The sequence below is a fragment of the Bradyrhizobium sp. JYMT SZCCT0428 genome, assembly GCF_018131075.1.
In the GTDB taxonomy this organism is placed as follows: domain Bacteria; phylum Pseudomonadota; class Alphaproteobacteria; order Rhizobiales; family Xanthobacteraceae; genus Bradyrhizobium.
In genome coordinates this window covers 47,243-69,895 of sequence record NZ_JAFCLS010000034.1, presented here as the reverse complement: position 1 = coordinate 69,895, position 22,653 = coordinate 47,243, and the positions used below count along the sequence as shown (strand labels likewise).

22 protein-coding genes are annotated in these 22,653 nt (G+C 64.1%); 15 read left to right on the top strand and 7 right to left on the bottom strand.

The window, feature by feature from the left end; all coding sequences use genetic code 11:
- Positions 1-18 precede the first annotated feature (18 nt).
- The 6 genes from JQ575_RS29670 to JQ575_RS29645 all read left to right on the top strand — a co-directional run bounded on the left by JQ575_RS29670 (position 19) and on the right by JQ575_RS29645 (position 5,087).
- Positions 19-489: a hypothetical protein gene (locus JQ575_RS29670; protein WP_212036737.1), complete on the top strand. Its 471-nt coding sequence runs from the start codon at positions 19-21 to the stop codon at positions 487-489.
- 66 nt (positions 490-555) lie between these two features.
- Positions 556-810 (top strand): hypothetical protein, encoded by a 255-nt coding sequence (locus tag JQ575_RS29665; protein WP_249166974.1) that lies wholly within the window; start codon positions 556-558, stop codon positions 808-810.
- Between the two features lie 23 nt (positions 811-833).
- Positions 834-1,424: an SCO family protein gene (locus tag JQ575_RS29660; RefSeq protein WP_212036736.1), complete on the top strand. Its 591-nt coding sequence runs from the start codon at positions 834-836 to the stop codon at positions 1,422-1,424.
- Between the two features lie 85 nt (positions 1,425-1,509).
- Positions 1,510-2,427 (top strand): transporter substrate-binding domain-containing protein, encoded by a 918-nt coding sequence (locus JQ575_RS29655; protein ID WP_212036735.1) that lies wholly within the window; start codon positions 1,510-1,512, stop codon positions 2,425-2,427.
- A 72-nt stretch (positions 2,428-2,499) separates the two neighbouring features.
- On the top strand, positions 2,500-4,140 hold the full coding sequence (locus tag JQ575_RS29650; protein ID WP_212036734.1) for a lysine--tRNA ligase: 1,641 nt from the start codon (positions 2,500-2,502) through the stop codon (positions 4,138-4,140).
- Between the two features lie 164 nt (positions 4,141-4,304).
- Positions 4,305-5,087, top strand: a complete 783-nt coding sequence (locus JQ575_RS29645; RefSeq protein ID WP_212036733.1) for a class II aldolase/adducin family protein — start codon at positions 4,305-4,307, stop codon at positions 5,085-5,087.
- 157 nt (positions 5,088-5,244) lie between these two features.
- Here the strand turns inward: JQ575_RS29645 and JQ575_RS29640 are convergent, their stop codons facing one another.
- Both JQ575_RS29640 and JQ575_RS29635 read right to left on the bottom strand, forming a co-directional pair.
- Positions 5,245-5,754 (bottom strand): mismatch-specific DNA-glycosylase, encoded by a 510-nt coding sequence (locus JQ575_RS29640; protein WP_212036732.1) that lies wholly within the window; start codon positions 5,752-5,754, stop codon positions 5,245-5,247.
- A 2-nt stretch (positions 5,755-5,756) separates the two neighbouring features.
- Positions 5,757-6,407 carry a helix-turn-helix transcriptional regulator gene (locus JQ575_RS29635; protein WP_212036731.1) on the bottom strand — a complete coding sequence of 217 codons (651 nt, stop codon included), beginning with the start codon at positions 6,405-6,407 and terminating at the stop codon, positions 5,757-5,759.
- A 183-nt stretch (positions 6,408-6,590) separates the two neighbouring features.
- Here JQ575_RS29635 and JQ575_RS29630 point away from each other — a divergent pair, with 183 nt between their 5' ends.
- Together JQ575_RS29630 and JQ575_RS29625 are read left to right on the top strand one after the other, a co-directional pair.
- Entirely contained in the window at positions 6,591-6,935 is a 345-nt protein-coding gene (locus tag JQ575_RS29630) for a DUF952 domain-containing protein (protein ID WP_212036730.1), read from the top strand.
- Positions 6,932-8,026 carry a quinone-dependent dihydroorotate dehydrogenase gene (locus JQ575_RS29625; protein WP_212036729.1) on the top strand — a complete coding sequence of 365 codons (1,095 nt, stop codon included), beginning with the start codon at positions 6,932-6,934 and terminating at the stop codon, positions 8,024-8,026. The genes JQ575_RS29630 and JQ575_RS29625 overlap by 4 nt, the downstream gene beginning before the upstream one ends.
- A 118-nt stretch (positions 8,027-8,144) precedes the next feature.
- Here JQ575_RS29625 and JQ575_RS29620 read toward each other — a convergent pair whose 3' ends face one another.
- The 4 genes from JQ575_RS29620 to JQ575_RS29605 all read right to left on the bottom strand — a co-directional run bounded on the left by JQ575_RS29620 (position 8,145) and on the right by JQ575_RS29605 (position 12,840).
- Entirely contained in the window at positions 8,145-9,479 is a 1,335-nt protein-coding gene (locus JQ575_RS29620) for an MATE family efflux transporter (protein ID WP_212036728.1), read from the bottom strand.
- Positions 9,480-9,558: 79 nt separating this feature from the next.
- Positions 9,559-9,861, bottom strand: coding sequence for a DUF6460 domain-containing protein (locus JQ575_RS29615; protein ID WP_212036727.1), 303 nt, complete (start codon positions 9,859-9,861; stop codon positions 9,559-9,561).
- 88 nt (positions 9,862-9,949) lie between these two features.
- Positions 9,950-11,806 carry a cisplatin damage response ATP-dependent DNA ligase gene (locus tag JQ575_RS29610; protein WP_212036726.1) on the bottom strand — a complete coding sequence of 619 codons (1,857 nt, stop codon included), beginning with the start codon at positions 11,804-11,806 and terminating at the stop codon, positions 9,950-9,952.
- Positions 11,803-12,840 carry a ligase-associated DNA damage response exonuclease gene (locus JQ575_RS29605; protein WP_212036725.1) on the bottom strand — a complete coding sequence of 346 codons (1,038 nt, stop codon included), beginning with the start codon at positions 12,838-12,840 and terminating at the stop codon, positions 11,803-11,805. The genes JQ575_RS29610 and JQ575_RS29605 overlap by 4 nt, the downstream gene beginning before the upstream one ends.
- 51 nt (positions 12,841-12,891) lie before the next feature.
- Here JQ575_RS29605 and JQ575_RS29600 point away from each other — a divergent pair, with 51 nt between their 5' ends.
- The 6 genes from JQ575_RS29600 (at position 12,892) to JQ575_RS29575 (ending at position 20,483) form a co-directional block, all read left to right on the top strand.
- Positions 12,892-13,818 (top strand): class I SAM-dependent methyltransferase, encoded by a 927-nt coding sequence (locus JQ575_RS29600; RefSeq protein ID WP_212036724.1) that lies wholly within the window; start codon positions 12,892-12,894, stop codon positions 13,816-13,818.
- Between the two features lie 98 nt (positions 13,819-13,916).
- A complete protein-coding gene (locus JQ575_RS29595; protein WP_212036723.1) occupies positions 13,917-14,666 on the top strand; it encodes a FadR/GntR family transcriptional regulator in 750 nt (249 codons plus the stop codon).
- A 129-nt stretch (positions 14,667-14,795) separates the two neighbouring features.
- On the top strand, positions 14,796-16,025 hold the full coding sequence (locus JQ575_RS29590; protein WP_212036722.1) for an ABC transporter substrate-binding protein: 1,230 nt from the start codon (positions 14,796-14,798) through the stop codon (positions 16,023-16,025).
- Between the two features lie 238 nt (positions 16,026-16,263).
- Positions 16,264-18,843, top strand: a complete 2,580-nt coding sequence (locus tag JQ575_RS29585) for a ligase-associated DNA damage response DEXH box helicase (protein ID WP_212036721.1) — start codon at positions 16,264-16,266, stop codon at positions 18,841-18,843.
- 81 nt (positions 18,844-18,924) lie between these two features.
- Positions 18,925-19,623 carry a ligase-associated DNA damage response endonuclease PdeM gene (gene pdeM, locus JQ575_RS29580; RefSeq protein ID WP_212036720.1) on the top strand — a complete coding sequence of 233 codons (699 nt, stop codon included), beginning with the start codon at positions 18,925-18,927 and terminating at the stop codon, positions 19,621-19,623.
- Positions 19,624-20,081: 458 nt separating this feature from the next.
- Positions 20,082-20,483, top strand: a complete 402-nt coding sequence (locus JQ575_RS29575; protein ID WP_212036719.1) for a hypothetical protein — start codon at positions 20,082-20,084, stop codon at positions 20,481-20,483.
- Positions 20,484-20,662: 179 nt separating this feature from the next.
- Here the strand turns inward: JQ575_RS29575 and JQ575_RS29570 are convergent, their stop codons facing one another.
- A complete protein-coding gene (locus JQ575_RS29570) occupies positions 20,663-21,526 on the bottom strand; it encodes a LysR substrate-binding domain-containing protein (protein WP_212036764.1) in 864 nt (287 codons plus the stop codon).
- Positions 21,527-21,640: 114 nt separating this feature from the next.
- Here JQ575_RS29570 and JQ575_RS29565 point away from each other — a divergent pair, with 114 nt between their 5' ends.
- Positions 21,641-22,558 carry a DMT family transporter gene (locus JQ575_RS29565; RefSeq protein ID WP_212036718.1) on the top strand — a complete coding sequence of 306 codons (918 nt, stop codon included), beginning with the start codon at positions 21,641-21,643 and terminating at the stop codon, positions 22,556-22,558.
- Positions 22,559-22,653 lie beyond the last annotated feature (95 nt).

Here is a 22,653-nt window from a genome sequence, read left to right as displayed (position 1 = left end):
CAGGACTGGGGCTGGGAAATGAAGCTGGTGACGGGGTTGCTTGCGGCGGTGCTGCTGCTGGCGGGGGTTGTATCGAGCCAGGCGGTGGTCCGGATCGCAGACGATCGCGGCGGCCGGATCGGTACCTATGTCGATAAATACCAGGGCCTGCGGAGTTCCGGCGAGATGGTTATCATCGACGGCCTGTGCGCCTCGGCCTGCACCATCGTTCTCGGCGCCGTTCCCCACGAAAAGATCTGCGTCACCTCGCACGCCAATCTCGGTTTCCATGCCGCCTGGGATTTCGGCGCCAACGGCCGGGCGATCACCAACGCCGAAGCCACCCAGATGCTGTATTCGATGTACCCGACGCCAATCCGGCGCTGGATCGCCCAGCGCGGCGGCTTGACCCAGCGCATGATCTTCCTGCGCGGCAAGCAATTGCAGGCGATGTTCAAGCCCTGCTATCTCGACGCCCAGGCGTCCGCGATCAAGCCAGCGTCTCGCTGAGATCCCGGCGTCGCACTGCGATCGCGCTGGCGTCTCGCTGAAACAGCAGATATTCCTCAGCATGACGTGATCGGCCGCACGGCCATGGCGCTTGCCTGGCCATGGAACTGGCCCTATCTGAACCCCATGGTTCAGCCGATTTCCACCCAGCACGGCATGATCGCGGCACCCCGGCCGCAGGGCAGGGTGGCGTCCGCGATCGTCTGGGGCGCCGCCAGCCTCGGCGGGCTGGCCGTATGCGGTGCCGCGGCGCTCTGGTTCCACTACGGGACCACGGTGTTCTTTGAAATGATCGCCGCCGGCATCTCGGCCTGCTTCTGATCCGGACATAGGGAAATTTTTGCATGGACCGGAGCATCCGCCCGCTGGTGATTGTCGCCTCCTTTGCCGTCAGCCTGCTGGTTGGCCTTCTGATCATGCTGTGGGCGCTCGGCGGCCTGCGCACCGTCACGGCGCCGGCCGCGATCGGCGGGCCGTTTCAACTGACCGACCAGGCCGGCCAGACCGTGACCGACAAGGATCTCAAGGGCCGGCCGACGCTGATCTTCTTCGGCTTCACCCATTGCCCCGATGTGTGCCCGACCGCGCTGTTCGAGATCTCCGAAGTGCTGAAGGCGATGGGCAAGGACGCCGACCGGGTCAACGCCTTTTTCGTCTCGGTCGATCCGGAGCGCGACACCGCGGCCGCGATGAAGGAGTATCTCTCCAGCTTCGACCCGCATCTGAAGGGCCTGACCGGCAATCCCGAGGCGGTGTCCAAGGTGCTGTCGGCCTACCGGGTTTATTCCAAGAAGGTGCCGCTCAAGGACGGCGATTACACCATGGATCACACCGCGCTGATCTATTTGATGGATCGCGACGGCCGCTTCGTCTCGCCGTTCAACCTGAAACGGACGCCCCAGGAAGCTGCGACCGATCTGAAGAAATACCTCTGAGCCGTACCAAAGCCCCGCAAAACGGCCTCGCATCGGATGCCGGATGGTCTATAAGGCCATCCAATTCCACAACAAAACGCCGGCAATGCCCCACCAGCCAGCCTTGTTACAAAGCGCCAGATTGCCAAAATCCGTCCGCAGCTTGCTGACCGGGATGTCGATCGCTGCTGCGCTGGCCGTTGTTCTGCCAGGTGAGGCGTCCGCACAAACCGCGCCCCGGCCCGCGGTCGAGGCGGCGCCGCAGGCGGTGCCAGGTTTCTGGGACCCCAGGCGGCGTCCGGACCGGCCCGATTTGTCGCGCCTGACCGTGATCCGGTTCCTGACCGAGACCGACTATCCGCCGTTCAACTTCACCGGCCCCGACGGCAATCCGGCCGGCTTCAACGTCGATCTGGCGCGCGCGCTGTGCGACGAGATCAAGGTCACCTGCACCATCCAGATGCGCCGGTTCGAGACCCTGATCGACGCCATCACCAGCAACCGCGGCGACGCCATCATCGCGTCGATGGCGGTGACGCCGCAATTGCGCGCCCGCATCGATTTCACCGATCCCTATTACCGCGCGCCGGCGCGCTTCGTGTCGCGGCGCGACGCCGTGATGCCGGAGGTGCGTCCCGAATATCTCGAAGGCAAGAAAATCGGCGCCATCGCCGGCACTTCGCATGAGGCCTATCTGAAGGCGATGTTCACCGACGCCGAGATCAAATCCTATCCCAATGACGAGGCGCTGCGGCTGGCCCTGCGACGAAGCGAGGTCGATTTCATCTTTGGCGACGCGATCGCGCTGGCGTTCTGGATCAACGGCACCGATTCAGGCGAATGCTGCGCCTTCTCGGGCGGGCCGTTTGTCGAGAGCCGCTATTTCGGCGAGGGCATCGGCATCGCGGTCCGCAAGGGCAACGATCTGCTGCGGCAGTCACTTAACTGGGCGCTGTTCCGGCTCTGGGAAAAAGGCCGCTATACCGATTTGTGGCTGCGATATTTCTCGATCAGTCCGTTTTGACGGAGTCGCAGACTCCGTCATTTTGCAATTTGCCACGGAAGCGCTAGTTTCCGCGGCCCCCGGAGACCTCTGATGTCCACGATCGACCCATCCAGCCCGAGCGATTTGCGTGCGCTCGCCGAACAATCCAACGCCTGGCCGTTCGAGCAGGCGAAAGCGATTGTCGCGCGGCTGAAAAAGAGCCCGAAGGACGAGGTGCTGTTCGAGACCGGCTACGGCCCGTCGGGGCTGCCGCATATCGGCACCTTCGGCGAGGTCGCGCGCACCACCATGGTGCGCCATGCCTTTCGCGTGCTGACCGAGGACAAGATCAAGACGCGGCTGCTGGCGTTTTCCGACGACATGGACGGCCTGCGCAAGGTGCCGGACAACGTTCCCAATCGCGACATGATGGCGGCTCATCTCGGCAAGCCGCTGACGCGCGTGCCGGATCCGTTCTCGAACGAACATCCCTCGTTCGGCGCCGCCAACAACGCGCGGCTGCGCGCGTTCCTCGATCATTTTGGCTTCGACTACGAGTTTGCCTCTTCGACCGACTACTACACATCCGGCCGCTTCGACGCGACGCTGCTCAAGATGCTCGCCGCCTACGACAAGGTGATGGCGATCATCCTGCCGACGCTGGGGCCGGACCGGCGCGCGACCTATTCGCCGTTCCTGCCCATCAGCAGGACATCAGGCGTCGTGCTGCAGGTGCCGATGATCCGCCGCGATATCGCCGCCGGCACGATCACATACGTAGACCCTGACAGCGGCGAAGAGGTCGAAACCCCCGTCACGGGGGGCAATGTGAAGTGCCAGTGGAAGGCCGACTGGGCGATGCGCTGGGTCGCGCTCGGCGTCGACTACGAGATGGCCGGCAAGGATCTGATCGACTCGGTGAAGCTCTCGGGCCAGATCACCCGGGCGCTCGGCGCCACGCCGCCGGAAGGCTTCAACTACGAACTGTTCCTCGATGAGCAGGGCCAGAAGATTTCCAAGTCGAAGGGCAACGGGCTCACCATCGACGAATGGCTGCGCTATGCGTCGCCGGAATCGCTGTCGCTGTTCATGTACCGCGAGCCGAAGGCGGCGAAGCGGCTGCATTTCGACGTGATCCCGCGCAATGTCGATGACTACCAGCAATTCCTCGACGGCTTGCCGCGGCAGGACGCCAAGCAGCAGCTCCAAAATCCGGTCTGGCACATCCATGCCGGCCAGCCGCCAAAGGCCGACATGCCGGTCACGTTCCAGCTGTTGCTGACGCTGGTTTCGTCGTCGAATGCGGAGAACGCCGAAACGCTGTGGGGTTTTATCGGGCGCTATCGTCCCGGCGTGACGCCGCAGACGCATCCGAAGCTCGACGCGTTGGTCGGTTACGCCATCAATTATTATCGCGACTTCGTGGCGCCGACCAAAAAATTCCGTGAGCCGACCGACGGCGAACGCGTCGCGTTGCAGGATCTGCGCGACGCGCTGTCGCAATTGCCGGCGACGTCAACGGCGGAAGAGATCCAGAACGTGGTCTACGAGATCGGCCGCCGCGAGCCGTTCCTCGATCTCGTCAAGAAGGGCAAGGATGGCCGGCCGGGCGTTTCGCTCGACTGGTTCAACATGCTCTATCAGGTGTTGCTCGGCCAGGAAAAAGGCCCGCGCTTCGGCTCGTTCGTTGCGGTGTATGGATTGGCCAACGCCGTCGCGATGATCGACGGCGCGCTGGCGAGGAGTGCGTAATAGGCGCGCGCTTCTTCCTTCTCCCACAAGGGGAGAAGGGAGGAAGGAGCCGCAAATCCGGATAGCAGGGCTACGGCAATTTCAACCACGGCCTGCACCGGTTTGCGCTACACTCCCCGCCATCAAGCCCCCGTCGAGGGGCGGGCAACATTGGGAGCAGACGCATGCAGTTCAGGGTTTCGCCGGACTTGCGCAATGACACCAGCGCCGAGGAGTGGCAGGCGCGGGTCGATCTCGCCGCGGCGCATCGCCTCGCCTTCAACCAGGGTTTCTCCGAAGGCATCTTTAACCATCTGACCTACACGGTGCCGGGCCGCAGCGACCGCTATTACCAGATCCCGTTCGGCATGCACTGGTCCGAGGTGACGGCTTCGTCCTTCATGGAAGTCGGTATTGACGACGGCGAGGTCAAGCGCGGCGAGGGCGAGGTCGAGCGCTCCTGCTATTGCATCCACGCTCCGATCCACAAGGCGCTGCCGCAGGCCAAAGCGGTGTTTCACACCCACATGCCCTATGCCAGCGCGCTGACGCGCCTCGATGATCCCCGCATCAAGGAGATCGGCCAGACCGAGGTTGGTCTGTCAGGCGCCATCGCCTATGACGACGAATATACCGGCCCGGCCGTCGATCCCGCCGAGGGTGCCCGCCTCGCGAAGGTGATCGGCGACAAGCAGGTGTTGTTCATGGCCAATCACGGCATCTCGACGGTCGGTGCGACCGTCGCCGACGCCTACGACATGCTCTATTACGTCGAGCGCGCCGCGCAGGTGCAGATCTACGCGATGTGGACCGGGCAGAAGCTGAAGCAGCTTCCCGCGCCCGTGGTGGAGAAGACCCAGCGCGAATACAAGGATGAGCGTCTCTACAAGGGACCCACGCCGGCACAGCGGCACTTCGATGCGTTGAAGCGCATGCTCGATCGCAAGGAGCCGGATTACGCGACGTAGCAAAAAGTTTATCGTCGTCCCTGCGAACGCAGGGACCCATAGCCACCGGCGCCAATTGTTGGCGAAGGGCGTCTGCTACGTCGCAAAAAAGTAAGATCTCGCGGTATGGGTCCCTGCGTTCGCAGGGACGACGCTGATAGATTGTGGCGGCTTTCCCCTACGCCCGCACCGCATCCGCAAACGCATGCCACACTTCCGGTCGCCAGCTTCCATTCGCTGCGCCTGACGTGGAGGGCAGGATCCAGATCCTAGTGTCGGCGATCCGCTCAGCCTGCTCGCCGTAATCGCGCTTGCCGCCGAGAAATCCCTGTCCGGCCGCCTTGCTCGTGAACGCCAGGAATCTCGGCCGGAATGCCGCAACCGAATTGCTCAGGCGAGATCGCGCAGCCAGTCGCAGTTCGGATAGCGGGATCTGGCGATCCATTCCGGAATGCGTCTTTACGAGATCCGTGAGTCCGATCCGATGCTGCAGCAGATCGCGGTACTGGTGCGGCTGCAACAGCGCCGGCGTCAGCCCGGTCTCGTAGAGAATCTTCCAGAACTTGTTCTGCTTGTGCGCGTAGTAAGCCCTGGCTTTGGCTGATGCCGTCCCCGCAGCCATCCCGCACAGAACGATGTGAAGGGAATCTTCCAGCACATCCTGCAGGACATCCGGAGCCGGGGACAACCCTACTGACTCGCCCACACGATCCGCGCGATCCATTCGACGTCGTCGGCGTCGAGCGCGCGGTCGGCCTGCGCCGGGTTGAGCGATTGCAGCTCCAGCGTCCTGGTGGTCCGACGCTTCAATTCCTTCACCATCACCTCGCCGTCGCTCGTCTTCACCACCACGCGGTCGCCGCGCCGGATCGGTGTGCCGGGCGAGACCACGATGATGTCGCCGTCGCGGTAGGCGGGCTTCATCGAATCGCCTGATATTTCCAGCGCATAGGCGTGCTCGTCGCCCGCGGCGGGCAGCGCCACCTCATCCCAGCCCTTGCCGGCGGGAAAACCGCTGTCGTCGAAATGGCCGCCGCTGCTGGCCTCGGCGAGGTCGAGCATCGGCACGGATTGCTGGCTGCGCGCGCCGTCGCCAATCAGCTGCACGAACGTGTCGATCGAGGAATTGGTGGCGGCCAGCGCCTTGGAGACCGATTCGGTCGAGGGCCAGCGTTCGCGGCCGTCGCCCGTGATGCGCTTCGACTTGTTGAAGGTGGTGGGGTCGAGGCCGGAGCGCTTGGCAAGGCCCGAGGGCGACAGCCCGGCACGCTCGGCGAGCCGGTCGAGCGCGGTCCAGACCTGGCCGTGGGTGAGAAGGCGGGCTTTGGTTGGCTTGGCCATGGGATCACTCAAAGTCGGGTTTAGGAATTATTGCCTGAAACGCGGGGTTTCCGCAAATTCCATGCTGGCCGGACGGCGCGGCGGCGCTTGAGTTCAGCCCCAGCCGCCTTTACGGTCGGCGCCCGACCCGGAATCCCGGGAAAAATCCCAAGAGACTCAACGACAAACAGGGAATGCCGGCGAGTGCGCACGATCTACAAAATCAGCCCCGCCTCGGCCTGGCGCGAGGCCGAGCGGCAAGGCGTTTACAAGGGCAGCGCGGACGATCTGCGCGACGGCTACATCCATTTTTCCACAGCCTCCCAGGTCGCCGAGACCGCGCGGAAACATTATTTCGGCCAGACCGGGCTGTTCTTGATCGCGGTCGACGCCGATGCGCTGGGGGACGGCCTGCGCTGGGAACCCTCGCGCAACGACGAATTGTTCCCACATCTCTATGGCGAACTCGATCTCGGCGCCGTCACCGCCATCCTCGATATGCGGGCGCGGTCCGACGGCTATCATGACATTCCGGAGCTTGCGCCGTGATCCGCGCCTTCGACGCCTTTTCACTGCCGCTGCTGCGCTGGTTCGATCCGGAGGATGCGCATCGCATGGCGATCCAGGGCCTGCGGCTGCTGCCGCCGATCCGCTCGAAGCCGGACGATTCGAAGCTGGCGGTGCGCGCGTTCGGCCTGAACTTTCCCAATCCGATCGGGATGGCCGCGGGCTTCGACAAGAGCGCGGAAGCGCCCGACGCGTTGCTGCGGCTGGGTTTTGGATTCGTCGAGATCGGCTCGGTGACGCCCAAACCGCAAGGTGGCAATCCGCGGCCGCGGCTGTTCCGGATGGAGCGCGACGAGGCCGTGATCAACCGGATGGGCTTCAACAATGACGGGGCGGAGATTGTGCTGCGGCGGCTCGCCTCGCGTGCGCATCTTTCCGGCATCATCGGCGTCAATGTCGGGGCCAACAAGGATTCGGCCGACCGCACCGCCGATTACGTCAAGCTGATCGAGACCTTTGCGCCGGTCGCGAGCTATTTCACTGTCAACGTCTCCTCGCCGAACACGCCGGGCCTGCGCAATCTGCAGCAATCGGCAGCCCTCGACGATCTCCTCGCCCGGGTGATCGATGCGCGCGAGCGGGTGCGCAAGAATGCCGGCGATTCCCCGGTGCTGCTCAAGATCGCGCCGGATTTGAGTCTGGCCGAACTCGACGATGTCGTGCACATCGCGCGCTCGCGCCGGGTCGACGGCATGGTCGTGGCCAACACCACGCTGGCGCGGCCCTCGAGCTTGCGCGAATCCGGCCGCGCCAAGGAGCAGGGCGGCCTGTCGGGACGGCCGTTGTTCCGGCTGTCGACGCGGATGGTGGCGGAAACCTATGTGCGTGCCGAAGGCGCCTTCCCGCTGATCGGGGTCGGCGGCATCGATAGCGGAGGTGCCGCACTCACAAAAATCCGCGCCGGCGCCAGCCTGATCCAGCTCTATTCGTCGCTGATCTACAAGGGCCTCGGGCTGGTCGAGGACATCAAGAACGATCTGTCCTCAACCTTGCTGCGCACGGGGCGCGATTCGCTGGCGGAAATCGTCGGCGCCGATGCCGCGACGATCACCGCCGAGGAATGGCCGGTGTAGTAGATCCATGTGATCCGTCATCCTGAGGCGCGAGCGCAAGCGAGCCTCGAAGGACGACGGCCCGTGGCCGTGCATCCTTCGAGGGCCGCGCTGCGCACGGCCACCTCAGGATGACGGATTACGCAGGCTTGTCGCCGAACGACCTCTTCAACAGCGCCGGATAACGCAGCGCCTCAAGCCCACCGCGGGCGGCGTAATGCACCAATAGCGCGCCCCACAGCCCGGCATTGCCGAATGATCGCAGCGCCAGCCATGCGCCGAGGAAGATCGCAAGCGACAGCAGCATCAGGTTGCGCATGTCGCGCGCCCAGGTGGCGCCGATATAGACCCCGTCAAAGGCAAAGGCGAATACGCCGAGCAGCGGTGCGAAGATCACGAACGGCAGATAATCGCGCGCGATACGCCGTACATCGGCGCTCGCCGTCATGATATCGATCAGCGCAGGGCCGAACAGTGCGAAGACGGCGGCGACGGCGAGCGCAAAGCCAAAGCCCCAGATCACGACCAGTTTGACCGCGCCGGCGAATCCGCCTCTGTCGCGGGCGCCATAGGCGCGGCCGCAGAGCTGTTCGGCGGCGTTGGCAAGGCCGTCGAGGAAGAAGGCGCTGATCATCAGGAAATTGTTCAACACCGCATTGGCTGCGAGCGTCAGGTCGCCGGCACGGGCGCCCTGCGCGGTGAAGAACAGGAAGGCCGCGATCAACGCCGCGGTGCGAATCAGGATGTCACGATTGACCGCCAGTAGCCGCATCAGTTTGGTGCGGTCGAACAGCGTCGCGCGCGCGATGGCCGGTTGCCCATGGGCGAGACGCCGCGCGATCAGTATGCCGAGCAGGAGCCCGGCAGCTTCCGCGATCACGGCCGCAATCGCGGCGCCGGCAATGCCGAAGTCGAGCACCAGCACCAGGAGCGCGGTGGCCGCCGCATTGATCAGGTTGATGGTGATCTGGGTGCCGAGCGCCAGCCTGGCGCGGGCCTGTCCGATCAGCCAGCCCAGCATGACATAATTGCCGAGCGCCAGCGGCGCCGACCAGATCCGGATCGCAAAATAGGTTTTCGCCGCGCGCGTGACGCCTTCGCTGCCGCCCATTGCCTCCAGCAGGAGGCTGGCGAGCGGGATCTGCAGCAGGATCAGCGCAGCGCCGACCAGCCCGGCGGCGATGAAGCCGCGCAGCAGGATGGCGCGTAGTTCCTGCGTGTCGCCGGCGCCGAGCGCCTGCGCGGTAAACGCCACCGTGCTCATGCGCAGGAATCCGAACAGCCAGAACAGGCAGTCGAACAGCACGGAGGCGACCGCCACGCCGCCGAGCAGCGTGGCATCGCCGAGCCGGCCGATCGCCGTGGTCGAGACGATGCCGATCAGCGGCGTCGTCAGGTTCGCGATCATCGCGGGACCCGCGATGGCAAATACCTGCGCCGTCGTGACTTTCGAGGGAGCGGCCGGCGAATGCATGGCTAGAGCTCAACGACCATGCCGTCGCCGCAGCCGATAAATTGCAGTTGCATCGGCTGCGGTCCCTTGGCGAGGAGATTTAGCGCCCGCGCGGGCTGCCGAACAGCCGCGACAACAGCCAGACCGGAATCACGATCACGGCGCCGAGCAGGAAGTAGCGCCAGAGCCAGTTGACGGCGTCAAAGCCGAGATCCCAGAGCCGCTGGAACAGCATGCGGATGCTGTGCAGGATGTTCCAGGGATCGAAGCCGACAGCGGCGAGCACCACGCCGACCAGGACCGACAGCAGGATCAGCCGGAATGCCACCGCCAGCGGCGAGCCGCCGAGAAAGCGGTTGAGGCCGTCATTGCTGGCCGGCAAATCCCTGACGTCGTTGCGCATCGATCTCTCCTGCGGGTCACGCCCGCGCATTCTACTATAGCGGACAGCAAATGGGGAACCTATGTCGGCGCGTCAATGGCTGGCCGGATTAAGGCGCGGTAATGCTGGCGTCACTCTTCAGCATCCGCTCCAGCGTTTCCAGCCGGTCGGCCTCGCGCGGCGGCTTGTCCCAGCGCAGCCGGCTGATGCGCGGAAACCGCATCGCGACGCCGGATTTGTGCCGCGGCGAGCGCGCCAGCCCCTCGAAGGCGACTTCCAGCACCAGACCCTGGTCGGGCTCGTGCACGACATGCCGCACGGGCCCAAATTTTTCGGTGGTGTTGCGGCGGACGAAACGGTCGATCTGCAGCAGTTCCTCGTCGGTGAAGCCGAAATAGGCCTTGCCGACCGGTACCAGCTGTTCGCCATCCTCGCCCGAGGTCCAGACGCCGAACGTGTAGTCCGAATAATAGGACGAGCGCTTGCCGTGGCCGCGCTGCGCATACATCAGCACGGCGTCGATCAGATGCGGGTCGCGCTTCCACTTCCACCATTGGCCCTTGGGGCGTCCCGGCAGATAGGCGGCGTCGCGGCGCTTCAGCATCACGCCCTCGACGGCGTCGGCATCCTCGCCCGCACCGGCGCTGGCAGGATCGGCGCGCGCCGCCGTCAGCGCGTCCCAGCTGTCGAAGGTAACCGTCGGCGACAGATCAATCCTGGCATCGTCAAGCTTCTTAACGAACGCCTCCAGCCGCGCGCGGCGTTCGATGAACGGCAGCTCGCGCAGATCGTTCTCGCCGTCGCTGAGCAGATCGTAGGCGCGCAAATGGATCGGATACTCCTTGATCAATTTTGGCGACACGACTTTGCGGTTGAGGCGCTGTTGCAGCACGTTGAACGTCTGCACGCGCCCCTCGCGCAGCACCAGCAATTCACCGTCGATGGTACCGGGCAGATGCAGGGATGGCACGAGGTCCGGGAAACTCCCGGTGATGTCCTCACCCGTGCGCGAATAGAGCCGCGCCTGGATGTGACCGTGCTCGTCGCGGCCGCTTACCGCCTGCACGCGGATGCCGTCCCATTTCCATTCCGCGATGAAGTCGGCAGGATCGAGGTTTGCAAAATCCGCATCCTCGATCGCATGCGCCAGCATGACAGGGCGGAACGGTGTCGGATCGCGATTGACCGGCTTTTCGCTGCGCCCTTCCAGCCAGGCGAACAGGTCGAGATAGGGCGGGCTCAATCCCGGCCACATCAGCTCGACGTCATGGGCGTCCTTGCCCCCGAGATTGGCGGCCGCGGTTTTCGCCAGCCGCGCCGAAATGCCGATCCGCATTGCGCCGGTGACGAGCTTCAGCAGCGCCCAGCGGCCGGTTTCATCGAGCTCATCCAGCCAGCGCGCGAGCTGTTTCGGCAGCTCGGTCTTGCCGAGGGTGCGCAGCGTGGTGACGACTTCGGAAAGGGTGGGAGGAGGCGGGTTGTTGTGGCGTCGGTGGTCATCACTGGCATCGAGCCCGCGGTACCCCTCTCCCTGCCCCTCCCCCGCAAGGGGGGTGGGAACGGAGAGAGCGGTGATTGTGGCCTTTGAAATCTTGCGAGGTGATCGCGCCGAAATCTGCTCGGCTCCCTCCCCCCTTGTGGGGGAGGGCTGGGGAGAGGGGTGGCCCAGCAAAGACTCGTCGCGACTGACCGCGCGCTTCGGCCACATCAGCGCCACCGTCTCGGAGAGGTCGCCGACATAATCATAGGACAAGCCGAACAGCACGGGGTCGGCGCGGTCGGTGATCAGGTCGCGGATCAGTCCGGCCTTGGCGTGCTTGAACGACAGCGCGCCGGTCAGTGCCGCCAGCGCATAACCGCGGTCGGGATCATCAGTCTCGCGAAAATACGCCGTGAGCAGCCGCAGCTTGTTGTTGCGGCCGGGCTCATAGGCGAGGCGATCCAGCAGTTCGGCGAAGCGGTTCATGCCTCGGCCTCGTTGGCGGGTGGCGCCTCGTGCTCGTCCTCGTCGCCATAGCCGACCAGATCGAGCGGCCGCGCGGCGAGGCCTTTTGTCTTGCACCAATGCACCAGCGCGTCTTCCTGGCCGTGGGTGACCCAGATTTCGCCGGCGCCGGTGGCCTCAATCGTCGCGGTCAGCCCGTCCCAGTCGGCGTGATCGGAAATCACCAGCGGCAATTCGATGCCGCGCTGGCGGGCGCGGGCCCGCACCCGCATCCAGCCCGAGGCGAACGCCGTCACCGGATCGGGAAACCGCCGCGTCCAGATGTCAGAGGTCGCCGACGGCGGCGCCAGCGTGATGGTGCCGGCGAGATCGGCCTTCTTCATGCCCTTGGCCGGACGAAGCTCGCCGAGCGCAACGCCGCGGCTTTGATAATAATGCGTGATCGCTTCCATCGCGCCATGCAGGTAGATCGGCGCGTCGTAGCCGGCCTCGCGCAGCAGCGCGATCACGCGCTGCGCCTTGCCGAGCGAGTAGGCGCCGACCAGATGCGCGCGCTCCGGGAACAACGCCACCGAGGCCAATAGCTTCTTCACCTCATCGGCTGCGTTGCCATGGCGAAACACCGGCAGGCCGAACGTCGCCTCGGTGATGAAGACGTCGCACGGCACCACTTCGAACGGCGCGCAGGTTGGATCCGAAGCGTCCTTGTAATCGCCCGAGGCGACGATGCAGGTGTCCTTGCAGGTGACGGCAATCTGCGCCGAGCCCAGCACGTGACCGGCGGGATGGAATTTGATCTTGACGTCGCCGAGCCGGAGTTCCTCGCCATAAGCGATCGCCTGCGTGGAGGCTGCGAAATTATCGCCATAGCGCAGCCGCATCATGTCGAGCGTCTCTTGCGTCGCCAGAACAGCGCCATGGCCGGGACGGGCGTGGTCGGAATGGCCATGAGTGATCACGGCGCGCTCGACGGACCGAACCGGATCGATATGGAAGCCACCGGGCTTGCAGCACAAACCGGCGGGAGCTGGCAGCAGGATGTCTTGTGGACGCATCTTGGTTATATAGGGCGTATTGCCCCGATTTTTACCTGCCCCATAGAGCCCATGCCCACGCGAATATTCCTGACCTCCGGCGATCTGATGGCCGATCGCCGTTATGACTTTGCGCGCGACCTGCAATTGAAGCGCGATCTGCCCGGCGCCGCCGACCTGCTGCTGCAGGCGACGGATCTGGCGCCGAATTTCGTCACCGCCTGGTTCACGCTCGGCGATATCCGCGAAACGCTCGGCGAGCGAGATGCGGCGATCGCCGCGTTTCGCAAGGCGTGGGACGGTGATCCCGATGATCGTCATGGCGCCCGCCTGCGGCTGATGCGGCTCGGCGCCGAACCATTGGCCGCGATGCCGCAAGGCTATGTGCAGGTGCTGTTCGACCAATACGCGCGGCGGTTCAACGCCGCGCTGGTGGACGATCTCGGCTATCGCGGCCCGGACTTGCTGTTCAGGGCGGTGCTGTCGGTGCGCGCGGCCGCCCGCAAGCCTGCCTTCTTCAAACGCGCCATCGATCTCGGCTGCGGCACCGGGCTCGTCGCGACGGCCTTCACCAAGGAGGTCGATCATTTCATCGGCATCGATCTGTCGCCGCGCATGATCGAGCAGGCCCGCGCGACCGGCTGTTATGCGGAGCTTGAAGTCGGCGACGTCGTGCAAGGTCTGCGCGCGAAGCCTGACGGCAGCGCCGATCTCATCCTGGCCGCCGACGTGATGATCTATGTCGCCGATCTGGCGCCGGTGCTGGCGGAATCAAGCCGCGTGCTGGCCGCCGGCGGCCTGTTCGCCTTCACGACCGAGACGCATGCCGGCGAAGGCGTCATTCTCGGCGCAGGCCTGCGCTACGCCCACGCGGCGGCCCACGTGCGCGAAGCGGCGGAAGCGGCCGGTCTGAACCTATCCCTGTTCGAAGATCGCTCGGCGCGCACCGAGGACAACATCCCGGTACCGGGCCTGGTGGCGGTCGCAGCCAAGGGCTGACCGCCCCATTGTTCGGCCCGTGAAGCAAGCCCGCCGGCGCGGGCTGGACAAACCTGTAAGGATACACCAATCTGGTCCTACCAGATTGGTAGGATCAGATGACGGCACACCTGCAAGCCAGCGAAGGATCGAGGGCGGTCAAGCGGACCATCGAGTTCATTCGCCATCACCGATTGCAGAAGGGCGACCGGCTGCCGTCAGAGCGCGAGCTGTCGGATCGCTTTGGCGTCACCCGCAGCTCGGTGCGGGAAGCGTTGGCGGTTCTTGATGCGCTGCGGCTGACCGAGCGGCGGCCGAAGTCCGGCATTTTCCTGCGCAACGCACTCGAAGACAGCGGGCTCGATTCCCTGGTCATCCAGGCCAATCTGGATCTGCCGTTTGACGAGCGGACGATGCGCGATGTGAGCGAGGCCCGCGTCATATTTGAAACCCATGCGATCCGCCTCGCATGCGCGCGCAGGACAGATGCCGATCTCAACAGGTTGCGGGAACTGGTCGCCAATTATTCCAGCCGGGTGCAGGCCGAACTCAACGTCGCCAATGAAGATGTCGAGTTTCATCTGGCAATGGCCGCGGCCAGCCAGAACGCCATCATCGTCCGAACGCTCACGCCTTTGTTTCTCATGAGCTTTCAGTGGCGGCAGAAATATTTCTCATCTTCCGTCATTCGTCGCCGCTCACTGGCTGATCATCAGGAGTTCGTGATCGCCATTGCCGACAGGGACGATATCCAGGCGACGGCTCTGGTGCGTAAACATGTCCATTCGGCATTCGACGAAGTTCTGGCACTGGTGGAAGGAAATGGGCAGCCGGAATCCCACAACCAGCGGGCAGGCGGAGACGAGTAAGTATTGCCGGAAGTACCGGCTGACGCAGCGCAAGTCGAAGTCAATTCGATCCGCACACTGAATGTCAGATCACTGCATTCAGGTTTCAAACAATAACCAATGAAGAACAACTGTAAGGGAGTAACAGCAATGACAAACAAACAGACACGACGCCAATTCGGTGCCACCGCTCTTGCCGGTCTCGCTGCCGCCGCCATGCCCGCGCCGTTCGTGTGGGCCGCCGAGAAGAAATACGATCCGGGCGCGACCGATACCGAAATCAAGCTGGGCCAGACCGTGCCGCACAGCGGCCCGGGTTCGCTCTATGGCGTGCTCGGCCGGGTCGGCGAAGCCTATTTCCAGATGTTGAACGAAAAGGGCGGCATCAACGGCCGCAAGGTCAAGTTCTTGACCATGGATGACGCCTACAGCGCGCCGAAATGCGTGGAAGCGACGCGGCGCCTGGTGGAGAATGACGAAGTGCTGGCGCTGTTCGGCTCGCTCGGCACCGCGCCGCAGACCGCCGTGCACAAATACCTCAACAATAAGGGCGTGCCGCAGCTGATGCTCAATACCGGCGCGTCGAAATGGAACGATCCGAAGAACTTCAAATGGACCATGGCGGGCCTGCCGCTGTATCCGACCGAGGCGCGCATTCTCGCCAAATACGTCGTGGCGACGAAGCCGAACGCCAAAATCGGCATTCTCTACCAGAACGACGATTTCGGCCGCGATTTCCTGGCGCCGTTCAAGAAGGTTCTGGAAGAAGCCGGCGGTACTGCCAAGGTGATCATGGAGCAGACCTACGATCTGACCGAGCCGACCATCGATTCGCAGTTGATCAATCTCTCCAAGTCGGGCGCGGATGTTTTCTACAACATCTCGACCGGCAAGGCGTCGTCGCAGTCGATCCGCAAGGTGGTCGAGCTCGGCTGGAAGCCGCTGCAATTGCTGTCGGCGGGATCGACCGGACGTTCGATCCTCAGCGCCGCCGGTTTCGAGAATGCCACCGGCATCGTCGCCATCCGCTACGCCAAGGAAGTCGGCGTGCCGCGCTGGGAAAACGATCCCGACGTGATGGGGTTCGAGGCGCTGCGCAAGAAATATCTGCCCAATGTCGATCCCGACAACACCATCGCCTTCGCCGGCTACGGCCAGGTGGCGTCGATGGCGGAAATCCTGCGCCGCTGCGGCGACGATCTCACCCGCGCCAACGTGCTGAAACAGGCGACGACGCTGGCCGGCTTCCACTCGCCGTATTTCCTCGACGGCGTCAATTTCAGCTACACCCCGGAAGACTACACGCCGATGAAGACGCTCTTCATCTCGCAGTTCAACGGCAAGGACTGGGATATTTCCGACAAGCCGGTGACGGAGTAGGTCTCCCTTTCCCGTCTCTCTCAACTCGTCATGCCCGGGCTTGTCCCGGGCATCCACGGCTTTAGTGAACGCAAGGTAAGAAAGACGTGGATGGCCGGGCGTAGGCGAGCGGAAGCGACGCCGTCCTCTGGACGGCTATGCCCGGCCATGACGACGAGGGCAATCCGACCTCTCCCCGCAAGCGGGGCGAGGTTGAAACCCCTCGACGTGGCGGTCCTGACAGCTTAGTTCTTGTTTTGTGCCGCCCCGAATCCTACCAGCCGTATCGGCCGAGCCGGCCGCGCTGCCGCCCGAGCGCTTCCTTCAATGGTTCGCGTCGCGCGGCTGGTCGCCGCGTGAGCATCAGCTGGAACTGCTGGCGAAGGCGCGGGAAGATCGCTCGGCGCTGCTGATCGCGCCGACCGGCGCCGGCAAGACGCTGGCGGGTTTTCTGCCGACGCTGGTGGAACTGTCTGCTCCGCCACCGGTCGCAGTAGAGGGCGCCAAGAAAAATGTCATCTCCACCGGCCGCGGCGTCAAGCGCACCGGCGGTCTGCACACCCTTTACATCTCGCCCTTGAAGGCGCTCGCGGTCGATATCGCGCGCAACCTGGAGACGCCGATCGCCGAGATGGGCCTGCCGATCAAGGTCGAGACCCGCACCGGCGATACCCCGGTGTCGCGCCGGCAGCGGCAGCGGCGCTATCCGCCCGATATATTGCTGACCACGCCCGAGCAACTGGCGCTGCTGTTGTCCTCCGACGACGCGCCGTTCCTGTTTGGCTCGCTGAAGCGCATCGTGCTCGATGAGTTGCATGCGCTGGTCACCTCCAAGCGCGGCGACCTGCTGTCGCTGGGACTGGCGCGGCTGTGGAAGTTGGCGCCTGAGATGCGCGGCATCGGATTGTCGGCGACGGTCGCCGAGCCGGAATCCCTGGCGCGGTTTTTGGTGCCGCAGCGTGACCGCAAAATCGAGTCAGCCGACATTGTCGTTGCCGGCGGTGCCGCGGCGCCCGTGGTCGAGATGCTCGACACCCGCGAGCGGCTGCCGTGGGCGGGCCACAGTGCCCGCCACGCAATGGCCGAAATGTACGAGCTGATCAAGCGCAACAAGACCACGCTGGTGTTCGTCAACACCCGCAGCCAGGCCGAAATGCTGTTCCAGGATTTCTGGCGCATGAACGACGACGGTCTGGCGATTGCGCTGCATCACGGCTCGCTCGACGTCGCGCAGCGCCGCAAGGTCGAGGACGCGATGGCGGCCGGAAAACTCCGCGGCGTGGTCTGCACCTCCTCGCTCGACCTCGGCATCGACTGGGGCGACATCGACCTCGTGATCAATGTCGGCGCGCCGAAGGGGTCCTCGCGGCTGATGCAGCGGATCGGCCGCGCCAACCATCGACTGGACGAACCCTCGCGCGCCGTGCTGGTGCCGGCCAACCGCTTCGAGGTGCTGGAATGCGCCGTTGCAATCGACGCGATCGCGGAGAATGCGCAGGATACCCCGCCGCTGCGGATCGGCGCGCTCGACGTGCTGGCGCAGCACGTGCTGGGATGCGCCTGCGGCGAGCCGTTTCTCTCCGATGAGCTCTATGAGGAGGTGCTGACATCGGCGCCTTACTCTGGTTTGACGCGCACAGATTTCGACGACGTGGTCGATTTCGTCGCCACCGGCGGCTACGCGCTGAAAACCTATGAGCGCTTCGCGCGCATCAAGCAGGACAAGCAAGGCCGCTGGCGCGTCGCCAATCCCCGCGTGCGGCAGAGCTATCGCCTCAATGTCGGCACCATCGTCGAAGAGCCGATGCTGAAAGTCCGCCTGGTGCGCTCGCGTGGGGGCGGTTCGGGATCGACCGGCGCGCTCGGGCGCGGCGGACGGATGCTCGGCGAAGTCGAAGAATATTTCATCGAAGGGCTGGTGGTCGGCGACACCTTTGCCTTTGGCGGCGAAGTGGTGCGCTATGAGGCGTTGGCCGAAGATCAAGTCTACGTGTCCCGCGCCAACGATAAAGATGCAAAAGTGCCGTCCTATGCAGGCGGCAAGTTTCCGCTTTCGACCTATCTCGCCGAGCGCGTGCGTAAACTGCTCGACGACAAGCGCGCCTGGAACGCGCTGCCCGATCAGGTGCGCGACTGGCTGTCGCTGCAACGGCATTTTTCGCGCGTGCCGGCGGTGCGCGAATTGCTGGTCGAAACGTTTCCGCGCGGTAACAAGCATTATTTGATCTGCTATCCCTTCGAGGGGCGGCTGGCGCACCAGACGCTCGGCATGTTGCTGACGCGGCGGATGGAACGGGCGCGGGTGCGGCCGCTCGGCTTTGTCGCCAATGAATATGCGGTCGCGGTGTGGGGGCTCGGCGACATGTCGTTCATGATCCGCCAGGGCAAGCTCGATCTCAACGCGCTGTTCGATCCGGACATGCTGGGCGACGATCTCGAGGCGTGGCTCGCCGAATCCGCGCTGATGAAGCGAACCTTCCGCACCTGCGCGGTGATCTCAGGTCTGATCGCGCGGCGCTTCACCGGCGAGGAAAAGTCCCGCCGCCAGGTGCTGTTCTCGACCGATTTGATCTACGACGTGCTGCGCAAGCACCAGGCCGACCATGTGCTGCTGCGCGCCGCGCGTGCCGATGCCGCCTCCGGACTGCTCGATCTCAAGCGGCTCGGTGATATGCTGTCGCGTATTCAGGGCCGAATCATCCATCGGGAACTCGACCGTGTTTCGCCGCTCGCGGTGCCGGTGATGCTGGAAATCGGCCGCGAGTCAGTCTATGGCGAAGCGGCCGACGAATTGCTGGCGGAAGCCGCAGAGGAATTGGTCAAGGAAGCGACAGGATAGAATGAATTCGTTACGCGCGACTCTATCAACGTCGTCATGCCCGGGCTTGACCCGGGCATCCACGTCTTTCTTTGCGTGGCCATGACGGAGAATACGGTGCGTGCCATTTTCAATCACAGTGCGTTCGAGGTTGCCGGCGTCACGCTAACCGCCGATCTCTCCGGCGCGCTGTTCTGGCAGGAGCAGCGCCTGCTGGTCGTCTCCGACCTGCATCTGGAAAAAGGCTCCAGCTTCGCCGCGCGCGGCGTGCTGCTGCCGCCCTATGACACGGTGGCAACGCTGGGGCGGCTTGCCGCCGTGATCGCGCGGCACGACCCGCGCATGGTGATCGCGCTTGGCGACAGTTTTCATGACCGCGACGCGCATGAGCGGCTGTCGGCGCCCGACCGCGAGGCGCTGTCTGCGATGCAGGCGCGGCGCGACTGGATCTGGATCGCGGGCAATCACGATCCGGCCTTGCCGTCGGATCTCGGCGGTGTCGTCGCCAACGAAGTCGCGATCGGCACCATCACGTTCCGCCATGAGCCCACGGGCGCGTCAGGCGAAATCGCCGGCCATCTGCATCCCAAGGCCCGAATCGCCACCCGCGGCCGCGCGATGGAGCGTCGCTGCTTCGCTTGCGACGGCGAACGCGCGGTAATGCCGGCGTTCGGCGCCTATACCGGCGGCCTCAGCATCCGCGATCCGGCGTTTGCAAAGATCTTCCAGACACCGGGCCTGATGGCGCACGTGCTCGGCGACAACAAACTGCACGCGATCGCCGCGTCGCGGTGTTATTGAGCGAACGACGCTGCTGCCTTCGCTCTATACCGCTTCCTCGTTTCCTGTGAGCTGAACCGCGAGACGCGGCAAATTGTTCGTGCGAATTCACGCGAGCGAATCGTAGCTTACATTTGATATGAGCCAACTTACCTTTTCGTAATACGGTTGACACGTTCGTGATTTCAGCAGTCGCGGATTTGAAATCGTGAGTCAGCGCTAATTCACTATGTGGTGAGCCATTGTTGATTGGCGCAACAGCTCTGCGCCAAACATCGACAGCCGCACATGGATTTGCTGCCTTTCGCCTCCGCTTAACGAGGATTCTGGTGCTGACTCCAAGTGCGTCGGCGAGGTCAATCGACTGCTTCGAAAAACGCATAAGACCTAAGCGGGAGAGCGGGCTTGTCCCGCCGAGACAACAGGTCGATTACAAAATCAAGGCGAGCTGAGACTCGCTTAACCATGGAGCAAATACCATGAACTACAAAACACTCGTTGCCGCATCCTTGATGTCGATCGCTCTGACATCCGCAGCGACGTCCGCGGCATTTGCGCAGTGCACGGACTGCGCAATGTATCCGGAACGCGATTACCTGAACAAAGGCGTCCCAACCCCCGCCAGCAAGATGATGGCGGAGCCGGGCGGCGCAGCAGGTGCGAGCACTGCGAATTTTGAAAACGGTGCGTACAATGCACGCGCCGGAGCCAGGGTGGCTGGAACGCAGCGCCGCCACCCCCACGATGCCAACGCTTCCATTGCCGGGGGTTCTGCCCCGGCCGATACCCCCTCTCACCGGGTGTACCTCAAGAACCTGCACGACTCCGGATACAATCCTGGCAGCGACATCGATGGCGCCGGCAACGTGAAAGTAAACTGATCCCGACGCTCGCAAACAAGCGGGAGTTAGGACCTCGGCTTTTGAGCGCGGCGTCGCGGTCCTATTGAACATAGCCCCGTCATTGCGAGGAGCGACAGCGACGAAGCAATCCATTCTCTCGTTGCTGCGGAGAGGTGGATTGCTTCGCTTCGCTCGCAATGACGGCGTTCGCCGCTAAACTACGCTGCCTTCGCCTGCACCGTATTGCAAAACTCCGCCAGCCGATCGGCGAGCCGCAACGTGGCGGGGCTGGCATCCGGTGCGGCGACCAGCGCGACTTCCGTCCGGTCGATCGGTGCAAAACCGTCTTTCGCTGTCAGCACGCGGTGGTCGGCCTGGATCGCCATTTCGGACAGAATGCTCAGGCCCATGCCGGCGGCAACCGCGGCCTGGATGCCGGAGAGGCTGGAGGATGTGTAGGCCATGTGCCAGGCGCGGCCGGCGCTTTCCAGCGCGTGGATCGCGCGCGAGCGATAGAGGCATCCGGTAGGAAAGCCGATCAGCGGCACCGAGCCCGTGCTGGTGTCGCGCGGCCGGCTCTTGCTCGTGACCCAGTGCACGCGTTCGGGCCACACCGCGATGCCGACTTTCTCGCCGGCGGCGCGCTTGAACAGCGCCAGATCGAGCTCGCCGCGTTCGAGGTCGCGCTTCAGGTAAGTGCTCTGGTCGGAGCGAACGTCCATCCGCAGGCCGGGATGCGAGCGTGAAAACGCCGCCAGCAATTTTGCCAGCCGGTAGGCGGCAAAATCTTCGGGCACGCCGAGCCGGATCGCGCCTTCACTGCCGGGGCGCGTCAACACATCGCGGGCCTCTTCGGCCAGCAACAGCAGCCGCCGCGCATAGGACAGCAGCCGTTCGCCGGCCTCGGTCGGCGTGACGTCCTTGCCGCTCCGGTTCAGCAGCGGCTGGCCGACGTCCTCTTCCAGCCGCTTGATCTGCTGGCTGACGGTCGACTGGGTGCGGTGGACGCGCTCGCCGGCGCGGGTGAAGCCGCCGGAATCCACCACCGAGACGAAGCTGCGCAGCAGTTCCAGATCGAGCATGGCCATGGCGGATCCTCCAAAGCCGACTATTCATAAATCAACTGGATGCCAGTCTATCATTTAATTTCTAAATATCAAGGCGCGGGCCTACATCATGGGCCAAGGAGACTCCCCATGTCGCTCGCACCCTCGATTGCCGTTCCCCGCGCCGGTTTCAACTGGCTGCCGCTCACCATCACGCTGTTCTGCCTGCTCTGGAGCTTTGCCTTCGTCGCCGGCAAGATCGGCGTCACCGATTGTCCGCCGCTGATCCTGCTCACGGCGCGGTTTTCGCTTGCGGGCGTCCTGATCCTCGGCATATCCGCATTTCGCAACGAGGGATGGCAGCTCACCTGGCGCGACGTGGCCGTGTTCGCCGTACTCGGCGTCGCCAACAACGCGCTCTATCTCGGGCTGGGGTACACCGGCCTCAAGACCGTATCCGCCGGCCTCGGCGGGCTGATCGTCAGCGCCAATCCGGTGTTCACGGCAGTGGCCGCCGCGGTGTTTCTCGGCGAGGCGTTGACATGGCGCAAGGTAACGGGACTCTTGCTCGGCATATCAGGCGTCGGCTTTATCGTCTGGCATCGCATGTCGGTTGGGTCGGACAGCATGGATGGCATCGTCTTTACGCTGGCCTCATTGGCCTCGATCGTGGTCGGCACCATCCTGTTCAAGGTGCTGGCGCCGAAGGGCAGCCTGTGGGTCGGCAACGGTGTGCAGAACCTCGCCGGCGGACTGGCGCTGCTGCCGTTCGCCTTCGCGTTTTCCAGCGTCAGCGACATCGTGCCGAGCGCGCGGCTGCTCGGCGCATTCGCCTTCCTGGTGCTGGGCGGATCGATCCTGGCCTATTTGCTGTGGTTTCACCTGTTGAAGGTCTGCGGTGCCACCGCTGCCAGCGCCTATCACTTCCTGATGCCGCCGCTCGGCATGTTGTTCGCCTTCCTCGTGCTCGGCGAGCACGTCGAATTCCGCGACCTGCTCGGGATCATTCCGGTGGCGCTCGGGATCTATCTGGTGACGCGGCCCAGCAGAGCCGCTGGTGCTGCGTGAACGCGGCGATGCTAATCAGCCTGTTGGGGAAATGGACCGTAGCCCGGATGAGCGCAGCGATATCCGGGAGCCGCCGCGACACTGCCCAGGATGTC